The sequence below is a fragment of the Providencia sp. PROV272 genome, assembly GCF_049901975.1.
Lineage (GTDB): Bacteria > Pseudomonadota > Gammaproteobacteria > Enterobacterales > Enterobacteriaceae > Providencia > Providencia stuartii.
Genome location: NZ_CP096291.1, coordinates 2,139,595 through 2,156,474 on the forward strand (window position 1 = coordinate 2,139,595; position 16,880 = coordinate 2,156,474).

At 43.3% G+C, this 16,880-nt stretch carries 13 protein-coding genes, 1 pseudogene and 1 other annotated feature; of the genes and pseudogenes, 6 read left to right on the forward strand and 8 right to left on the reverse strand.

Annotation, left to right across the window (positions count from 1 at the left end; translation table 11 throughout):
* Positions 1-118 precede the first annotated feature (118 nt).
* The 5 genes and pseudogenes from trpA to M1E93_RS09730 all read right to left on the reverse strand — a co-directional run bounded on the left by trpA (position 119) and on the right by M1E93_RS09730 (position 6,763).
* On the reverse strand, positions 119-925 hold the full coding sequence (gene trpA / locus M1E93_RS09710; RefSeq protein ID WP_014656055.1) for a tryptophan synthase subunit alpha: 807 nt from the start codon (positions 923-925) through the stop codon (positions 119-121).
* Positions 925-2,115 carry a tryptophan synthase subunit beta gene (trpB, locus tag M1E93_RS09715; protein WP_014656054.1) on the reverse strand — a complete coding sequence of 397 codons (1,191 nt, stop codon included), beginning with the start codon at positions 2,113-2,115 and terminating at the stop codon, positions 925-927. Before trpB ends, trpA begins: the two co-directional genes overlap by 1 nt.
* Positions 2,116-2,195: 80 nt before the next feature.
* Positions 2,196-3,557, reverse strand: a complete 1,362-nt coding sequence (gene trpCF, locus M1E93_RS09720; protein WP_072502288.1) for a bifunctional indole-3-glycerol-phosphate synthase TrpC/phosphoribosylanthranilate isomerase TrpF — start codon at positions 3,555-3,557, stop codon at positions 2,196-2,198.
* A gap of 2 nt (positions 3,558-3,559) precedes the next feature.
* Positions 3,560-5,189 (reverse strand): annotated as a pseudogene (trpD, locus tag M1E93_RS09725) (bifunctional anthranilate synthase glutamate amidotransferase component TrpG/anthranilate phosphoribosyltransferase TrpD).
* Positions 5,189-6,763 carry an anthranilate synthase component 1 gene (locus tag M1E93_RS09730; protein ID WP_036940367.1) on the reverse strand — a complete coding sequence of 525 codons (1,575 nt, stop codon included), beginning with the start codon at positions 6,761-6,763 and terminating at the stop codon, positions 5,189-5,191. Before M1E93_RS09730 ends, trpD begins: the two are co-directional and overlap by 1 nt.
* A 27-nt stretch (positions 6,764-6,790) precedes the next feature.
* Positions 6,791-6,891 (reverse strand) — a sequence feature (Trp leader region).
* Positions 6,892-7,059: 168 nt separating this feature from the next.
* Here M1E93_RS09730 and rnm point away from each other — a divergent pair.
* The 4 genes from rnm to M1E93_RS09750 all read left to right on the forward strand — a co-directional run bounded on the left by rnm (position 7,060) and on the right by M1E93_RS09750 (position 10,955).
* Positions 7,060-7,932, forward strand: a complete 873-nt coding sequence (gene rnm / locus M1E93_RS09735; protein WP_014656053.1) for an RNase RNM — start codon at positions 7,060-7,062, stop codon at positions 7,930-7,932.
* Between the two features lie 269 nt (positions 7,933-8,201).
* Positions 8,202-8,822 carry an L-threonylcarbamoyladenylate synthase gene (locus M1E93_RS09740; protein WP_004920184.1) on the forward strand — a complete coding sequence of 207 codons (621 nt, stop codon included), beginning with the start codon at positions 8,202-8,204 and terminating at the stop codon, positions 8,820-8,822.
* 140 nt (positions 8,823-8,962) lie between these two features.
* The gene (gene rluB, locus M1E93_RS09745) at positions 8,963-9,880 is read left to right on the forward strand and encodes a 23S rRNA pseudouridine(2605) synthase RluB (RefSeq protein WP_014656052.1); all 918 of its coding nucleotides are present in this window, start codon (positions 8,963-8,965) and stop codon (positions 9,878-9,880) included.
* 385 nt (positions 9,881-10,265) lie between these two features.
* Positions 10,266-10,955, forward strand: coding sequence for a hypothetical protein (locus tag M1E93_RS09750; protein WP_131728126.1), 690 nt, complete (start codon positions 10,266-10,268; stop codon positions 10,953-10,955).
* Positions 10,956-11,001: 46 nt separating this feature from the next.
* On the opposite strand, the gene cobO is transcribed toward M1E93_RS09750, so the two are convergent.
* Positions 11,002-11,592 carry a cob(I)yrinic acid a,c-diamide adenosyltransferase gene (cobO, locus tag M1E93_RS09755; RefSeq protein ID WP_004920176.1) on the reverse strand — a complete coding sequence of 197 codons (591 nt, stop codon included), beginning with the start codon at positions 11,590-11,592 and terminating at the stop codon, positions 11,002-11,004.
* Between the two features lie 5 nt (positions 11,593-11,597).
* Positions 11,598-12,362 (reverse strand): YciK family oxidoreductase, encoded by a 765-nt coding sequence (locus M1E93_RS09760; protein ID WP_004920174.1) that lies wholly within the window; start codon positions 12,360-12,362, stop codon positions 11,598-11,600.
* Between the two features lie 178 nt (positions 12,363-12,540).
* Here M1E93_RS09760 and sohB point away from each other — a divergent pair, with 178 nt between their 5' ends.
* Entirely contained in the window at positions 12,541-13,587 is a 1,047-nt protein-coding gene (sohB, locus tag M1E93_RS09765) for a protease SohB (protein WP_014656049.1), read from the forward strand.
* A 92-nt stretch (positions 13,588-13,679) separates the two neighbouring features.
* On the opposite strand, the gene M1E93_RS09770 is transcribed toward sohB, so the two are convergent.
* Positions 13,680-13,928, reverse strand: a complete 249-nt coding sequence (locus tag M1E93_RS09770) for a DUF2498 family protein (RefSeq protein ID WP_004920169.1) — start codon at positions 13,926-13,928, stop codon at positions 13,680-13,682.
* 290 nt (positions 13,929-14,218) lie between these two features.
* On the opposite strand from M1E93_RS09770, the gene topA reads away from it, so the two are divergent.
* Positions 14,219-16,813: a type I DNA topoisomerase gene (gene topA, locus M1E93_RS09775; RefSeq protein WP_036940356.1), complete on the forward strand. Its 2,595-nt coding sequence runs from the start codon at positions 14,219-14,221 to the stop codon at positions 16,811-16,813.
* The last annotated feature ends 67 nt before the right edge of the window (positions 16,814-16,880 follow it).

The window sequence follows — 16,880 nt, forward strand, 5'->3', positions numbered from 1 at the left end:
TTTTAGTATCAGTAGAAAGTGGAAAAAATTCAACTTATAGACGTCCGTAATGGCAAATTAAAATCGTAAATAAAAAACGCCATACAGGATATGGCGTTTATCGAGGGTGGGGGGATCGTTATTTTTGTGTTGCTGCCTTCATTTTTGCCACGAACTGGGTAAGTTCTGCCAGCATAATATCAGGGCGATGAAGATTATTTTCGATAATTTTAACTACGGCAGAGCCTGAAATGGCACCAGCTGCGCCATTAGCGATTGCCTCGCTAACTTGAGATGGTTCAGAAATACCAAATCCTTGTAGTGGTGGTGCTGCCTGATACTCATTTAACCGACTAATTAAGTTAGTCAATGGTGTCTCAGCACGTTTTTCTGTTCCTGTCACTCCTGCTCTTGATAATAAGTAAGTATAGCCCTGGCTATATTCACCAATTTGCTTGAGTAATGGCTCATCAGCATTTGGCGGGCAAATAAAAATAGGCGCAATACCATGTGCTAAGGCAGACTCGCGAAAGGGCTTTGACTCACGCATAGGAACATCTGCGACCAATACTGAATCGACACCAGCTTGTTGACAACGTGAATAAAAGTTATCGATGCCATTACTAAAGACCAAATTGGCATAGACAAGTAAGCCAATGGGCATATCAGGGTGTTTCTGCCTTATCCGAGCCAAAAGTTCAAAGCACAATGTTGGGGTAATATCACTTTTAAACGCCCTTAAATTCGCATTTTGGATAGTAGGACCATCAGCGAGAGGATCGGAGAAAGGAATACCAATTTCTAATGCATCAGCGCCACCAGCAATTAGGGCATCTACAATTTTTAAGGATAGCTCAGCGTCAGGATCGCCTAATGTTACGAACGGAACGAAAGCACCTTGGTTAACGCGGTTTAAACGTTCAAAAAGTTGAGTATAACGTTCCATTAGATTTCTCCCTTACTTTTTAAAATATCATGTACGGTAAAAATATCTTTATCGCCACGGCCAGAAAGGTTCACAATCAGTAATTGTTCTTTATTTGGCTCTTTTTCCGCGAGTTTTAGTGCATACGCTAATGCATGTGATGATTCTAATGCAGGGATGATACCTTCCTTACGTGATAGCAATTTAAAGGCCGCTAAGGCTTCATCATCGGTAATGGAAACATAATCCGCTCGCCCAATACTGTTTAAATGTGCATGCTGTGGTCCAACAGATGGGAAATCAAGCCCAGCGGAAATAGAGTAGGACTCTTCAATTTGCCCTTCATCCGTTTGCATCATCGGTGACTTCATACCAAAGTAGATGCCGACGCGACCATGCTTGAGTGGTGCACCGTGTTGGCCTGTTTCGATACCCAAACCCGCAGGTTCCACACCGATAAGGCGCACATTTTCTTCAGGAATAAATGATGCAAAGAGGCCAATTGCATTTGAGCCGCCACCAATACAAGCGATCACGGCGTCAGGCAGCCTTCCTTCTTTTTCGAGTACCTGTTGTTTTGCTTCATCGCCAATCATACGCTGAAAATCACGGACAATGGTTGGATATGGATGTGGGCCTGCCGCTGTTCCTAGCAAGTAATGCGCCTTATCATAACTGCCAGACCAATCTCTAAGCGCTTCATTACAAGCATCTTTTAAGGTGGCTGAGCCACTGTGTACAGGGATCACTTCCGCACCCATTAGCTTCATACGGAAAACATTAGGTGATTGGCGCTCAACATCTTTTGCCCCCATATAAATACGGCACTTCATATTAAGCAAAGCACACGCTAGAGCGGTTGCGACGCCATGTTGACCTGCACCCGTTTCAGCAATAATTTCTGTTTTACCCATTCGCTTAGCTAATAATGCTTGGCCTAATACTTGGTTAGTTTTATGTGCGCCACCATGAAGTAGATCTTCACGTTTTAGATATAGTTTCGTTTTAGTGCCTTCGGTTAAATTCCTACAGAGTGTTAATGCAGTAGGGCGACCGGCATAATTTTTAAGGAGATCATGAAATTCTTTAATAAATGTCGGATCGTTTTGAGCCTCAATAAAGGCATCTTCCAGTTGGTTAAGGGCTGGAATTAAAATCTCAGGAACATATTGTCCACCGAATTCACCAAAGTAGGGGTCTAATTTACTCATATTATTATTCGTCTCTTGATGTCATGCTATTCATATTCAATTTCAGTTCTTAGTCACTATTGCGCTACTTTTCTTGATGATTAGAGTGCTAATGAACTGAAAACTTGATTCAGTTTTTTCTCGCTTTTGATGCCCGGTTCAGTTTCAACGCCTGAGTTAAAATCCAATCCATTGCATAATAGTGTCGCAGCCTGACGGCAATTGTCGGCATTTAAGCCTCCTGCAACCATCACGCGAAATTGGCTGCTATTTGGGATCTTGCTCCAATCGAAAGTTTGACCACTGCCGCCACGACCATTATCAAGTAGCAGCAAATCAATCGGTTGCCCATCAAACTGGCTGAAATCAGGTTGTGACATATTGACGGCTTTCCAGATTTCACAATGCTCAGGTAAATGGCTACGTAGATTTTTCACATAATCGGCATCTTCATAACCATGGAGCTGCACTGCTGATAAAGCCAGCTGTTCGACCATATGGGCAACAAAATCAGCAGATTGGTCACGGAAAACACCAACATATTGTAGTGGAGCGGCATGTATTATCTGCCTTGCTTGTGACAGGGTCACTTTTCGCGGGGAGTTTTCAGCAAAAATTAAGCCGCCGTAAGTTGCTCCCGCAGCAAGGGCGGCTTGCGCATCTTGGCTTCGGGTTAGGCCACAAACTTTATGTTCCCCAATTAATAATTTTTGCAATCCTTTGTTAAGATCGGCTTGCTCCATTAAAGCACTACCAATCAGAAAACCGTTGGCAAACTGGCTCAAAGATTGAATGTGCTGGTGGCGGTGAATGCCGGATTCACTAATAATAATGGTGCCTTCTGGCAGACGCGGTGCCAATTCGCGGGTACGATTGAGGTCGATTGATAAATCGCGGAGGTCACGATTATTAATGCCAACAACACGCGCTTTTAGTTTTATGGCGCGCTCTAACTCTTCTTCGTTACTCACCTCAGTCAGTACACCCATATTCAGTTGGTGTGCGACTTCTGCAAGTGCAATGTACTGCTCATCACTCACGACAGAGAGCATCAGTAAAATAGCATCGCCTTGATAATATCTCGCAAGGTAGATTTGGTATGGGTCAACAATGAAGTCTTTACACAAAACGGGTTGCTTAACCGTACGACTGACAGTGGTCAAATACGCCATATTCCCTTGAAAATACTTTTCATCGGTTAAGACGGAAATAGCTGACGCATAGGGTGCATAAATGTTCGCTATGACGGCAGGATCAAAATCTTCCCTAATTAGCCCTTTTGATGGTGATGCTTTTTTGCATTCCAGTATAAATACAGGGCGTTTTGCGGACAGTGCTTCATAAAAACGACGGCTCGATGGGAGCACTTTATCAATAAAGCTGTCTAAAGGTTGTTGTTGTTTACGCTCTTCCAGATAGATTAGCTTATCATCAACAATTTTTTGCAGTACGGTTGCTTTCATCTTTATTGGTTCCTTGAAGCGAGCGCAGTGACGCGATCAAATGCAGCACCACTACGAATAATATTTAGAGCGTGTTCACTATTGGCTTTTAGGTCTTCATAACCATTGATCCGCATTAGCATGGCGACATTGGCTGCAACGGCAGCTTCATGTGCAGGCTTTCCGTGACCCTGTAACAAATTACTTAGCAAAATTCGATTTTCATCTGGCGTTCCGCCTTCTAAATCAGATAGCTGATAAGCTTGCAACCCAAAATCGTCGGCATTGAGCTGATAGAAAGACAGAGCGCCTTGGTTCAATTCTGCAACTTGCGTGGTTGCATGAAGAGAAACTTCATCCATTCCACCACTGTGTACCACAGCTGCACGAGTAAAACCAAGCATTTGTAACGTTTTTGCTACAGGTTCAATTAATGACGCTTGATACACACCGATTAATGCAATAGGCGGTCGTGCAGGGTTAATTAATGGGCCTAACACATTGAATAACGTGCGTGTCTTTAATTGAGAGCGTACAGGAGCCGCATGACGGAAACCGCTGTGGTATTGAGGTGCGAATAAAAAGCAAACGCCTAATTCATCCAATGCGTCACGCGCACTTTGTGCACTTAAATCTAATGAAATACCAAAAGCAGCGAGTAGATCAGATGAGCCGGAACGACTAGAAACGCTACGGTTACCGTGTTTTGCGACTTTGATCCCCGCTTGAGCGGCAACAAAAGCACTCGCCGTTGAGATATTGATGCTATTGGCACCATCACCGCCAGTACCGACGATATCACTAAATGGGTAGTCAGGGCGTGGAAAAGGTTGCGCGTTTTCTAAGCACGCTAAAGCGGCTCCTGCGATCTCTTCGGGTTGTTCACCTCGCATTTTCATACTGACGAGCACTCCAGCCAATTGGGCTTCCGTTAATTCACCGCGAATAATGCCATTAAAGAGCTGTTGGCTTTCTTGTTGTGTTAATGCTTGTGCACGGAATAGTTTATCGAAAATAGTTTGCATAATAGAGTCTCTTCCCTGGTTAAAATGATGGTGTTGTTGTGCCAATCGATGCTGAAAGCGCCCATGCAACGGTTTGTTCCAGTAAAATAGCCCCTTGAGTTGTTAGGATAGATTCGGGGTGGAACTGAAAACCGCAAACACGATCACTGTCATTGCGAACAGCCATAACCATGCCGTTAGATTGTGCACAAATTGTCAGTTTTTCAGGGATTTGGCTGCCGACCAAAGAGTGATAACGCGCAACGGGAATTGGGTTATCGAGACCATCAAACATCGCTTGTTGGTCATGGGTGGCCATGGATGATTTACCATGCAAAATTTCTCCAGCAGAGGAAACATGCCCGCCATAGGCTTCAATAATCGCTTGATGCCCTAAGCAAATACCTATCACTGGTAATTTACCGATCACTTGTTGAAGGACCGCTGGCATGCAGCCCGCGTCACTTGGCTTCCCAGGTCCCGGTGATAACACCAGCAAAGGGGAATCCATGTTATTGAGGACAGATAGAATACGTTCTGCGCTGACGGTATTGCGATAAATGACCACTTGATGGCCCCCTGAGCGCAATTGGTCAACGAGGTTGTAAGTAAAGGAGTCAACATTGTCGAGTAATAGTATGTTAGCCATTAAAATAACTCCTCTGCTTGGTGTGCTTGGGCAATTGCGCGGATCACTGCGCGAGCTTTGTTACGTGTTTCATCGGCTTCGCCTTGCGGGGAGGAGTCTAAAACGACACCTCCGCCCGCTTGTACCGTAGCAATACCATTTTCCACATAGGCTGAGCGGATCACGATGCAAGTATCAAAATCCCCTTTACCAGTAAAATAGCCTACAGCGCCACCGTAAGAGCCTCTGCGCTCCTGCTCATATTCAGCAATTAATTGCATAGCGCGAACTTTGGGCGCTCCGGTCAGCGTGCCCATATTCATACACGCTTGGTATGCATGAAAGATATCGAGATCTCTGCGTAGTGTGCCAACCACCTGTGATACTAGATGCATAACAAATGAATAGCGGTCGACTTTTGTGAGGTTTGCAACATAGCGACTACCAGGCTCACAAATACGCGCTAAGTCATTACGGGCTAAGTCGACTAACATGAGGTGTTCAGCTAACTCTTTTTGGTCAGTACGCATGGAAAGTTCGATGCGGCTATCAAGATCTAAGTCAATCGCTCCCGAGGCATCACGACCACGAGGGCGAGTTCCTGCGATAGGGTAGATCTCAACTTTGCGGTCACTTGCACTGTATTTCAATGCGCTTTCAGGTGATGCGCCAAACAGTGAAAAGTCCTGATCTTGCATAAAAAACATGTAAGGACTCGGGTTTTGTGCCTTTAACTTTTGATAAGCAATTAATGGGTAAGGACAAGGCATTGAAAATTTCCGTGATGGCACGACTTGGAAAATATCACCACGATAAATGGCTTGTTTCATTGCATTGACTACCGCACCGTATTGCTGATCATTTTTGTTGGTTTCAACGTGAAATTGTTCCGTTTTCCCTAATGGAAGAGGCGATAAGAACGGACGGCATGCCGCTATCAGCTCGTTGTGACGTTGTGTGACCGTTTCTACATGGCTATCCACAGTCGAAAAAATAGCGCTCTTTAGGCGTGCCGCTTGATTTTGATGGTCGATCACTAAATAGTGTTCTGCGACAAAAAAACAGTAATCAGGGCAATTATTTATCGTTTTCACTTCAGGAAGTGATTCAAAACTGGCAATTAAATCATAGGCAAATAACCCACCGACAAATAGGTTTTCAGATTTTTGTGAAGTCGCTTGAGCCAATGTTGGCAATAAACGCAATACATCTAAGCATGATGCGCTTTTTAAGCGGCTGTCTTCGTCAAGATCACCATTCGGTTGGCTAAATGTCATCGTCAAATGTTGTGCTGACAGTTCATAATGTTGAGCTTTATCAGCTAGTTGTGTTGCGATGACTGGGAGTAATTGAGCACCATTTTCAGTCAATGCTTCAACGTCTACCCGTTGACCAAATGCACGAATGCGTAGCGCACTTTCGACAATCAATAGGCTTTGTAAATTGGCTTTGCTGTTGATCTCTGCGGACTCCAGTAACATAGTTGCTGGAATGTCGTGGCACAGGTGATGAAACAGCAATGTTGGATCTTGCTGATAGTTAATTGGACTATCCAGAAAACTAAAATGTGCTAATGTTGTGTTTTGGTTATTCATTTTATTGCCTTTTAACAGTTTTTAGACATAAAAAAACCCGCGGGTGAAGGCGGGTTAGGCACTTAGGCATATTTAATCTATGCGTGTGCGGCATCCGCCCAATTTGGGAAGTTGCGCCACCAACGATTTGATAGATTAAGAATATTCATACAGTGCCTCTCTGGATAATCACATTAATACGGGTCAGTAACTTGTCTCGTGTACTAGTAAACTGGATCGCGTGAGTTGTGTCAAGCGGTTTGTTATTTATATTTAGGAAAAATATCCAGAAACGGGAAAAAGGAGTGAAATAGGCTATGTCACAATTTTCGAGCCCATTAATGACCCGATATGATTTACATTGCCATACTCAGGCTTCTGACGGTGATTTGTCGCCCATTGAGGTTGTTGAGCGAGCAATTGAGATGGGGGTTAACGTACTTTCTATTACTGACCATGATACCTGTGAAGGTGTTATTGAGGCTCGTGAATACCTTTCACACGCACAACGCCCTTTAACCTTGATTAATGGCGTTGAAATTTCCACCTTATGGGAAAATATTGAAATTCATATTGTGGGATTAAATTTTTCACCTACAGCATCCGCAATGGTTGAGCTATTAGAGCGGCAATCGGTATTACGGGTCGAGCGCGGAAAGGAGATTGGCCGTCGCCTACAAAAAGCAGGTATAGCGGATGCATGGGAAAATGCGTTAGAAATAGCCCAAGGTGGACAAGTCACCAGAGCGCATTTTGCTCAGTATTTGGTAAAAACGGGGAAAGAGAAAACTATCAGTAACGTTTTTAAGCGTTATCTATCAAAGGGGAAAACGGGCTATGTTCCGGCAAAATGGTGCACCATTGATGAGGCCGTTAAGGTGATCCAGCAAGCTGGGGGCGTGGCTGTACTCGCGCATCCCTCGAAATATCAACTTTCGAATAAATGGCTGAAACGCTTGATAGCTTATTTTAAACAGTGTCAGGGGGATGCAATGGAAGTGTCTCATTGTCAGCAACCTGCCAATGAAAAGCAGTATCTAGATGAACTTGCACAATCCGCGAATTTAAAAACGTCAATGGGCTCCGATTTCCATCGTCCATGTTCGTGGATTGAACTTGGGCGTAACCTGTGGCTGCCTGATGATCAACGGGCGGTTTGGACATTATGGGACGAAGTAAAAACGACATAATGCGTTGATGTATAATAAATGCGGTGTAAAATATAACAGTGATACTTCAATTTGGGTTGAGTGTGCAGTGGGAGTGATATACCGAGCACGATGCTAGCCACATAGTTATCCTCTCGATATTCTCATTTCCAGTGAAACAACCTGAGTGATTTGGAAAGTCATTAAAGTAGTGCGTCTTTTTAGAGATGTGTTTTCTTATTGTAAATAGATAGTGCCATTTTAAGGTTTTTACCGGATGATGCTGTCAATACTAAAGATCAGAGGTCTGTATGAGTCAGTTTTTTTATATCCATCCGGATAATCCCCAAGCTCGGTTAATTAACCAGAGTGTTGAAATTTTAAACAAGGGCGGCGTTATCGTTTACCCAACCGATTCTGGGTATGCAATAGGCTGCCGGTTGGAAGAGAAAGAGGCATTGCAGCGTATTTGTCGCATACGTCAACTTGATGCCAACCATAACTTTACTTTGATGTGCAGAGATCTCTCTGAGCTATCAAATTATGCACATGTTGATAATACGGCATTCCGGTTAATTAAAAATAATACGCCCGGCAACTACACGTTTATTCTGCGCGGAACTAAAGAAGTGCCTCGCCGCTTAATGAATGAAAAACGTAAAACCATTGGGTTAAGGGTTCCGTCTAATCCTATCGCTCGAGACCTCCTTGAAGCTGTTGGTGAGCCATTAATGTCAACCAGCCTCATTATGCCGGGGGATGACTTTACGCAGTCAGATCCTGAAGAGATCCGTGATTTACTCGGTAAACAGGTCGATTTAGTTATCCACGGTGGTTACATTGGTCAAAAACCCACAACAGTAATTGATTTCACGGATGATAGCCCAGTTGTCGTTCGTGTCGGTACAGGTGACCCATCTCCTTTCGAATAAGCGATAATCATCGCGGGTCGATTAATAATAGGGCATCCTCATAAACCTGTGTATAATACGCAGGTTTTCCAATTCGTTATTTTTCGTCACTGTGTACGAAAAACTATTTGACGCCTGTGAAGGCGACATTTGAGGGTTATATGAGCGCTAAACCGCAAAAAACTGAGAAGCTACAAAAAATTCTTGCCCGCTCTGGGCATGGTTCCCGTCGTGAAATTGAAACTTTTCTAAAAGAAGGGCGCATTAGTGTCGATGGTAAAATCGCGACGCTAGGTGATCGTATTGAAGTAAAACCGGCGACTAAAATTAGATTAGATGGTCGGATATTAGCGATAAAAGAACCTGAAAAAGAGATCTGTCGTGTCATGGCTTATTACAAGCCAGAAGGTGAACTGTGTACTCGCCATGATCCAGAAGGTCGCCCGACAGTATTTACGCGTTTACCAAAACTTGTGGGAGCTCGCTGGATTGCGGTTGGTCGCCTCGATGTGAACACAAGTGGGTTATTACTGTTTACTACCGATGGTGAACTGGCTAACCGTTTAATGCATCCAAGTCGCGAAGTTGAGCGTGAATATGCTGTTCGTGTATTTGGGGAAATCACTGATGCAAAAATACGTCAATTAACTCAAGGCGTTCAGCTTGAAGATGGCCCGGCCGCATTTAAAACGGTTTCTTTCCGTGGCGGTGAAGGGATGAACCAATGGTATAACGTGACCTTAACAGAAGGGCGTAACCGTGAAGTACGCCGTTTGTGGGAAGCCGTTGGGGTCCAAGTCAGCCGCTTGATCCGGGTGCGATACGGTGATATTGACCTGCCTAAAGGTCTGCCGCGTGGTGGCTGGACTGAGTTAGGCCTACAACAAACCAATTACCTAAGAGAGTTGGTTGGGCTTGAAGCTGAAACAGAAACTAAGGTGGCTGTTGAACGAGACCAACGACGCATCAAAGCAAACCAGATCCGTCGTGCGGTTAAACGCCATTCACAAGTAGCAGCAAGGCCTGCGTCTAAACGTCAATCATCTCGACCAACAGCAAAGCGTCGTACACGCATTTAATGACTTTGGCTTGTGTTGATTTATCGAAAAGGTTATAGAGTTATCTATAACCTTTTTTATTAGTTTTGGTTATGTATTTGTCACAAAATGATACAAACTCATTTGAGAATATTCTGTGTTTAAGTTACCGTTATGATGTAAAGGAATAAACAAAGGTAAATTATACTACATGTTTAGTTTTCGATTAATAAAGGCGTTGATGATACTTTGCTTAAGCGTAATGATTAGTGGATGTGATAATAATCAAAGCATAATATCAGAAAGCGGGCGTTTTTATTTTACGAATGATACATCAGATAGTTTCATTTTTTTTATGGATTACCATCCGATTGTTGTTCCTAATCAAAGTGTGGGAAGCCTTTTATTGAAGCCTGGTGTCCACGTTATGATAACGACGACGGGTGAACCTGTTCAGTTTATTGTTTACCCAGGCAATAAAGGTGGCATTCTCAACCCAACTCAGCAATTTTATTACGCGTACAATTATGTGTATGGGACAGAAGGGATCCCATCACTTCACCATCTGAACAAACAATCGCTGGTGGTGGGTCACTATCAACTCAGTGGTAGAATAAATAGCAGTAACGATTATATCATTGATAATAATGTGTTTAACTGTGATATTCCAGTTGGTGAACAAGCACCAGAAGCGCTATCAAGCTCGGCTGCCGTTAGCCAAGTAAAAACGAAGTGTTTAACACATAAGGAGCTGACTGACCTAATCCACCGTGGCGATGCCTTTATATCACAATTAATGGTGAAAAAAGTGCCTCATGGTGAAAAGCAATCGGTCACAGTGCATTTCGATTACCCACTCACGACACCTAATTTTACCGATGAAGTTCTGCAAATGTATGCACAAGAAGTGGTTGGGTTGGTTAATAGTTTTCGTCGCTCTTTAGACCCACAACGAAAACAGTTCTATTATAACGAATACCACAATAAAATTTCACACATGGCAGTGATTTATAGCCAAATGAGAAATGATGGCACGGCATTACTTGAAAAATGCAAATATGCAGAGTTTATGCAGCAAACCCGAGCGATCTTCGGTGCCGGCATTCTGATGATGTAATTAAATTGCCGATACACAGTTGCTATGTATCGGCAGATGAATACGATTACCAGTCAATCCCTTTTTGTGCTTTTATTCCAGCATCAAAAGCATGTTTCACAGGGCGCATTTCAGTAACGGTGTCAGCTAAAGTAAGCAGTTCGCGGTGACAGCCTCGCCCAGTAATAATCACTGATTGGTGTTCAGGGCGATCAGTTAATGCGTCTATAACCTCTTCCAATGGCAGATAGTCATAGCTAATCATATAGGTGATCTCATCAAGTACCACTAAATCGATGGATGGATCAGCCAGTAACCGCCGCGCATATTGCCATGTATCAAGGCAAGCGAGAGTATCAGCTTCTTTGTCCTGAGTCTCCCAGGTAAAACCGGTAGACATGACATAAAAAGGAACGCCGTGAGGCTCTAATAATTCTCGCTCACCATTATCCCAACTGCCTTTAATAAATTGCACGACAGCGGCTTTTTGTCCATGGCCGACAGCACGGCATACTGTACCGAACGCTGCTGTCGTTTTACCTTTGCCGTTTCCTGTAAAAACTAGCAAGATACCTCGTTCGATTTGCGCAGATTCAATTCGAGCATCAACCTTTTCTTTCAAACGTTGTTGACGCTCTTCATGCCGGCTTTGAGACATAAAAATTACTCCGTTGTTTTAACATTTTGAGCGGGTTGAGCGTCAAAACTAATGCCTGTTTTACGCAAGCTATCATTACTCATAAGATATAAGTAAATTGGCATAATGTCGGCTGGTGCTTTGATAGTCATTGGATCTTCATCTGGTGCTGCACTGGCACGCATACTGGTGCGAGTACGCCCTGGATTGATACAGTTAACACGCAAGCCACTGTTTTTATACTCTTCGGCAAGGATCTGCATTAAGCCTTCAGTGGCAAATTTAGAAACTGAGTAGGCTCCCCAGTCTGCACGGCCTTTTTTACCGACGCTGGAACTGGTGAAAACGAGCGATGCTGTTGGTGCTTTCAGTAATAAAGGCAACAGCACTTGAGTTAACATAAACGACGCATTGACATTAACTTGCATAACGTCATGCCATAAATCGACAGGTTGTTCGATAATTGGGGCAACAACCCCTAAAAGACCTGCATTATGCAATACGCCATCTAGATAAGGGTGTTTTTTAGCAATATCGTTGGCTAACTCAACATATTGTTCATGAGGTGCTGTCAACAAGTCAACGACATAGATATCTGCGGCCTTACCGGTTAATGTTTCGATTTCTTGGCTAACGGCGTCAAGTTTATGCTGTGTCCTACCGACTAAAATCAAAGAGGCGCCGAAGCGAGCATAGGTTAATGCGGCTTCACGGCCAATTCCATCACCGGCCCCAGTAACCAAAAGGGTTTTGCCACTTAAAAGGTCATGTTTAGGTTGATAGTGGAGCATGGTATTTTTCCTATCCTATTTGTTAACAGTTACGATATCATCTCATTGATTGATGCTATTGGCTAATGTAGCGTAGAAATTTAAGTAAGATTACGATAGAAACGACGTTATTTTACTGGTTGTTTAATAGCAATCATGAGACTATTTTTATCAAGATAAATATGAGAAGGATGATTTTGTGGAGTATTTCTCTCTGTATGGACTGTTTTTGGCAAAAGTCGTCACAATAGTCGTTGCAATTATTGCTTTGGCTGTTTTTGTTTTTGGTGTCGGAATGCGTCGCCAAGGTGGGCGAGGTGAATTGAAAATTACCGACTTAGGGGAACGTTATCGCGAACGCCAGCGCCAAATGCAGCAAGTAAAAATGAATGATTCTGAGCATAAAGCTTGGGTAAAAGCCTTTAAAAAGCAACAGAAAGCAAAGGCGAAAAGTGAAAAAGCAGGGGCAAAAGCAGGCCAATCAACGGTCAAAAAACCGTGTTTATATGTCTTAGATTTTAAAGGCAGTATGGATGCTCGTGAAGTCGGCTCTTTAAGAGAAGAAATCAGCGCTATTCTAGCCGTGGCGGAACAAGACGATGAAGTTTTGCTGCGTCTTGAAAGCCCTGGGGGCATGGTACATGGATACGGCTTAGCGGCATCACAGCTTTCCCGTTTAAAAGAAAAAAATATTCCGTTGACTATCGCGGTTGATAAAGTGGCCGCAAGTGGCGGTTATATGATGGCGTGTATTGCGTCGAAGATTGTTGCGGCTCCATTTGCCATCATTGGTTCTATTGGGGTAGTTGCACAAGTGCCAAATATTCACCGTTTATTAAAAAAACATGATGTAGATGTTGAATTGCATACGGCGGGTGAATACAAACGCACATTAACTATGCTTGGTGAAAATACCGAACAAGGACGTAAGAAATTCATCGAAGATCTGAATGAAACTCACGAGTTATTTAAACAGTTTGTGCATCATAATCGTCCATCATTAGATATTGACGCGGTGGCTACTGGAGAATATTGGTATGGTACTCAAGCACTTGATAAAGGCTTAATTGACCAAATTGGCGTGAGTGACGATATTATTATTTCAGCAATAGAGACTAAAGAAATCATCAGTATTCGCTATACACAAGGTAAAAAGATGTTAGAACGTTTTACGGGTAGCATGTCTGAAAATGTTGATAAATTGTTATTGCGTTGGTGGCAGCGCGGGCAAAAACCTTTTATGTAATTAAATTAAGATTCGGTTTTCTCGCAAAAAATAGATTTCGTAACTATCATTAATTACCGGCGCTTAGCCGGTAATTTTTTGGCTACGTCTCTTTACTTAAGACGGTATTGCTCAGAAAGAATATGAGACAAATGTTTATACATGTTGAATGCCGCCGTGCTTTTCGCTGTTGGAATACCATTGGCATCTAAAAAGCATTCACCTTTGAACACTAAGGTATCACGATGCTGCTCTACCGTATCAACGAACATGCCATGAATGAAGTCTTCGTGTTTCCTTATGATCTCATTAGCTTTTTCGAGAAGTTCATTTTGTGTTATAGATTGGATATTGTTGTCCATAAGTTAGCCCCCTTAAAAAAATAATTGGTTGCGTCTGGCGTTTTATCAGGTAGAGTGTGTGCTTTTCGTTGGCAATAATTAGCCATTATATGGCTAAAATCAGTCAGCTAGAATACTTTATGTTCTTTTTAGCATAGCGTGATTAGCTTGGTAGTTTTTGCGTAAACGCAAACTATTTGAAGAAATTATATTGATATATTGCAATTGTGCCGCAATATAAAAAAGAGATTTTCATTTTGTGCATTTTCATGTAGAAATGCGCCATTGTAGAAATTTAGGTAAAGGTAAATATGGGTAAAGCTCTTGTTATCGTGGAGTCCCCGGCAAAAGCCAAAACGATCAATAAGTATCTTGGCAGTGGCTACGTTGTAAAAAGCAGCGTTGGCCACATTCGCGATCTGCCGAAAAGCGGGTCCGGCTCACAAAAGAGTACAGGCTCATCTACCGACAAAACTAAAAAGGTTAAAAAAGATCCTCAAGCCGCGCTTGTGAAGCGTATGGGGGTCGATCCTTACCATGGTTGGAAAGCAAACTATCAGATCTTACCGGGTAAGGAAAAGGTGGTTTCTGAATTACAAGCTTTAGCGGCAGATGCAGACCATGTCTATCTTGCGACGGACCTTGACCGCGAAGGGGAAGCTATTGCATGGCACTTACGCGAAGTGATTGGTGGTGAAGACTCTCGCTTTAGCCGTGTTGTGTTTAACGAAATTACTAAAAATGCGATCACTCAGGCGTTTGATAGCCCTGGCGAACTCAATATCGATAGAGTTAATGCTCAACAAGCTCGCCGTTTCATGGATCGCGTAGTAGGTTATATGGTATCGCCGCTGTTATGGAAAAAAGTGGCGAGAGGGTTATCTGCAGGTCGCGTACAATCCGTTGCGGTACGTTTGATTGTCGAACGTGAACGTGAAATTAAAGCGTTTGTGCCGGAAGAATATTGGGAACTTCATGCGGATTTGGCGGATAAAAGTACGGCTGCATTACGTATGCAGGTTACGCATCAATTAGGCAAAGCGTTCAAGCCAGTCACTAAGGCGCAAACTGACGCTGCGGTGAGTTTGCTAGAAAAAGCACGCTTCCAAGTGATTGACCGTGAAGACCGACCCACATCCAGCAAGCCGAGTGCGCCTTTTATCACATCAACGCTGCAACAAGCCGCTAGCACCCGTCTTGGGTTTGGTGTGAAGAAGACCATGATGATGGCTCAGCGCCTTTATGAAGCGGGTTATATTACCTATATGCGTACTGACTCAACTAACTTGAGCCAAGATGCATTAAATATGGTACGTGGCTATATTAGCGATAATTTTGGCGAAAAATATCTGCCTAAAGACGCCAATATTTACACTAGCAAAGATAATTCGCAAGAAGCGCACGAAGCTATCCGTCCTTCCAGTGTTGATGTTCTACCCGATGCACTGAAAGATATGGAATCAGATGCGAAAAAGCTCTATCAGTTAATTTGGAATCAATTTGTGGCATGTCAAATGACGCCTGCAAAATATGATTCAACAACATTAACGGTGAAAGCAGGGGATTTTGAGCTAAAAGCGAAAGGCCGTACATTGCGTTTCGATGGTTGGACGCGAGTGATGCCTGCACTGCGCAAAAATGATGAAGACAAAACATTGCCACCAATCCAAGTAGGCTCTGAATTGTCGCTGGTTGAATTGTTGCCAAGTCAGCACTTTACGAAACCACCAGCACGTTTTAGCGAAGCCTCCTTAGTTAAGGAGCTTGAGAAGCGCGGTATTGGTCGTCCATCAACCTATGCGGCAATTATCTCTACGATCCAAGATAGAGGTTACGTTAAGGTTGAGAACCGTCGTTTTTATGCGGAGAAAATGGGTGAAATCGTGACAGATAGGTTGGAAGAAAACTTCAATGACCTAATGAACTATGATTTTACTGCACGCATGGAAGATCAGCTTGACCATATTGCTAATCACGAAGCAGAGTGGAAAGCGGTGCTTGATGAATTTTTCTCTGATTTTAGCAAACAGCTAGATATTGCAGAGAGAGATCCTGAAGAAGGTGGAATGCGCACGAACCCTATGGTGATCACTTCAATTACTTGTCCTGATTGTGAACGTCATATGGGGATCCGTACAGCTTCAACAGGGGTGTTCCTCGGTTGTGAAGGCTATGCGTTACCACCAAAAGAGCGTTGCAAAAAAACCATCAATTTGATCCCTGAACATGAAGTATTGAATATTCTTGAGGGGGATGATGCGGAAACCAACGCGCTGCGTGCTAAGCGTCGCTGTCCAAAATGCGGTACAGCAATGGATAGCTACCTGATTGATAATCAACGCAAACTGCATGTGTGTGGTAACAACCCAGCTTGTGAAGGTTATGAGATTGAAGAGGGTGAGTTCCGCATTAAGGGTTATGACGGCCCAGTAATTGAGTGTGATAAATGCGGTTCAGAAATGCACCTAAAAACAGGGCGCTTTGGGCCTTATATGGGGTGCACAAATGAAGAGTGTAAAAACACCCGTAAGATCTTAAAAAATGGTGAGATTGCTCCACCAAAAGAGGATCCGGTACCATTACCTGAATTACCTTGCGAAAAATCAGATGCGTATTTTGTGTTGCGCGATGGTGCGGCTGGCGTATTCCTAGCGGCAAACACCTTCCCGAAATCACGAGAAACGCGAGCGCCATTGGTTGAGGAGTTGCAACGCTTTAGAGATAGACTACCTGAAAAGCTGGTTTATTTAGCTGACGCGCCTGCAAAAGATCCTGATGGTAATCCAACCGTTGTGCGTTTTAGCCGTAAGACGAAACAGCAATATGTTTCTTCAGAGAAAAATGGCAAAGCCACAGGTTGGAGTGCATTTTTTGTAGACGGCAAATGGGAAGTGAAAGAGAAATAATCATTCACTGACGTTAGCGATTAAAAGGCGATAGGTTAATTTCTATCGCCTTTTTCATTTCTGTTGT

Excerpts from the sequence above, each read along its gene's own strand:
- trpA (WP_014656055.1), bottom strand. The coding sequence starts at position 925 with ATGGAACGTTATACTCAACTTTTTGAACGTTTAAACCGCGTTAACCAA.
- trpB (WP_014656054.1), bottom strand. The coding sequence starts at position 2,115 with ATGAGTAAATTAGACCCCTACTTTGGTGAATTCGGTGGACAATATGTT.
- trpCF (WP_072502288.1), bottom strand. The coding sequence starts at position 3,557 with ATGAAAGCAACCGTACTGCAAAAAATTGTTGATGATAAGCTAATCTAT.
- M1E93_RS09730 (WP_036940367.1), bottom strand. The coding sequence starts at position 6,763 with ATGAATAACCAAAACACAACATTAGCACATTTTAGTTTTCTGGATAGT.
- rnm (WP_014656053.1), top strand. The coding sequence starts at position 7,060 with ATGTCACAATTTTCGAGCCCATTAATGACCCGATATGATTTACATTGC.
- M1E93_RS09740 (WP_004920184.1), top strand. The coding sequence starts at position 8,202 with ATGAGTCAGTTTTTTTATATCCATCCGGATAATCCCCAAGCTCGGTTA.
- rluB (WP_014656052.1), top strand. The coding sequence starts at position 8,963 with ATGAGCGCTAAACCGCAAAAAACTGAGAAGCTACAAAAAATTCTTGCC.
- M1E93_RS09750 (WP_131728126.1), top strand. The coding sequence starts at position 10,266 with ATGATAACGACGACGGGTGAACCTGTTCAGTTTATTGTTTACCCAGGC.
- cobO (WP_004920176.1), bottom strand. The coding sequence starts at position 11,592 with ATGTCTCAAAGCCGGCATGAAGAGCGTCAACAACGTTTGAAAGAAAAG.
- M1E93_RS09760 (WP_004920174.1), bottom strand. The coding sequence starts at position 12,362 with ATGCTCCACTATCAACCTAAACATGACCTTTTAAGTGGCAAAACCCTT.
- M1E93_RS09770 (WP_004920169.1), bottom strand. The coding sequence starts at position 13,928 with ATGGACAACAATATCCAATCTATAACACAAAATGAACTTCTCGAAAAA.
- topA (WP_036940356.1), top strand. The coding sequence starts at position 14,219 with ATGGGTAAAGCTCTTGTTATCGTGGAGTCCCCGGCAAAAGCCAAAACG.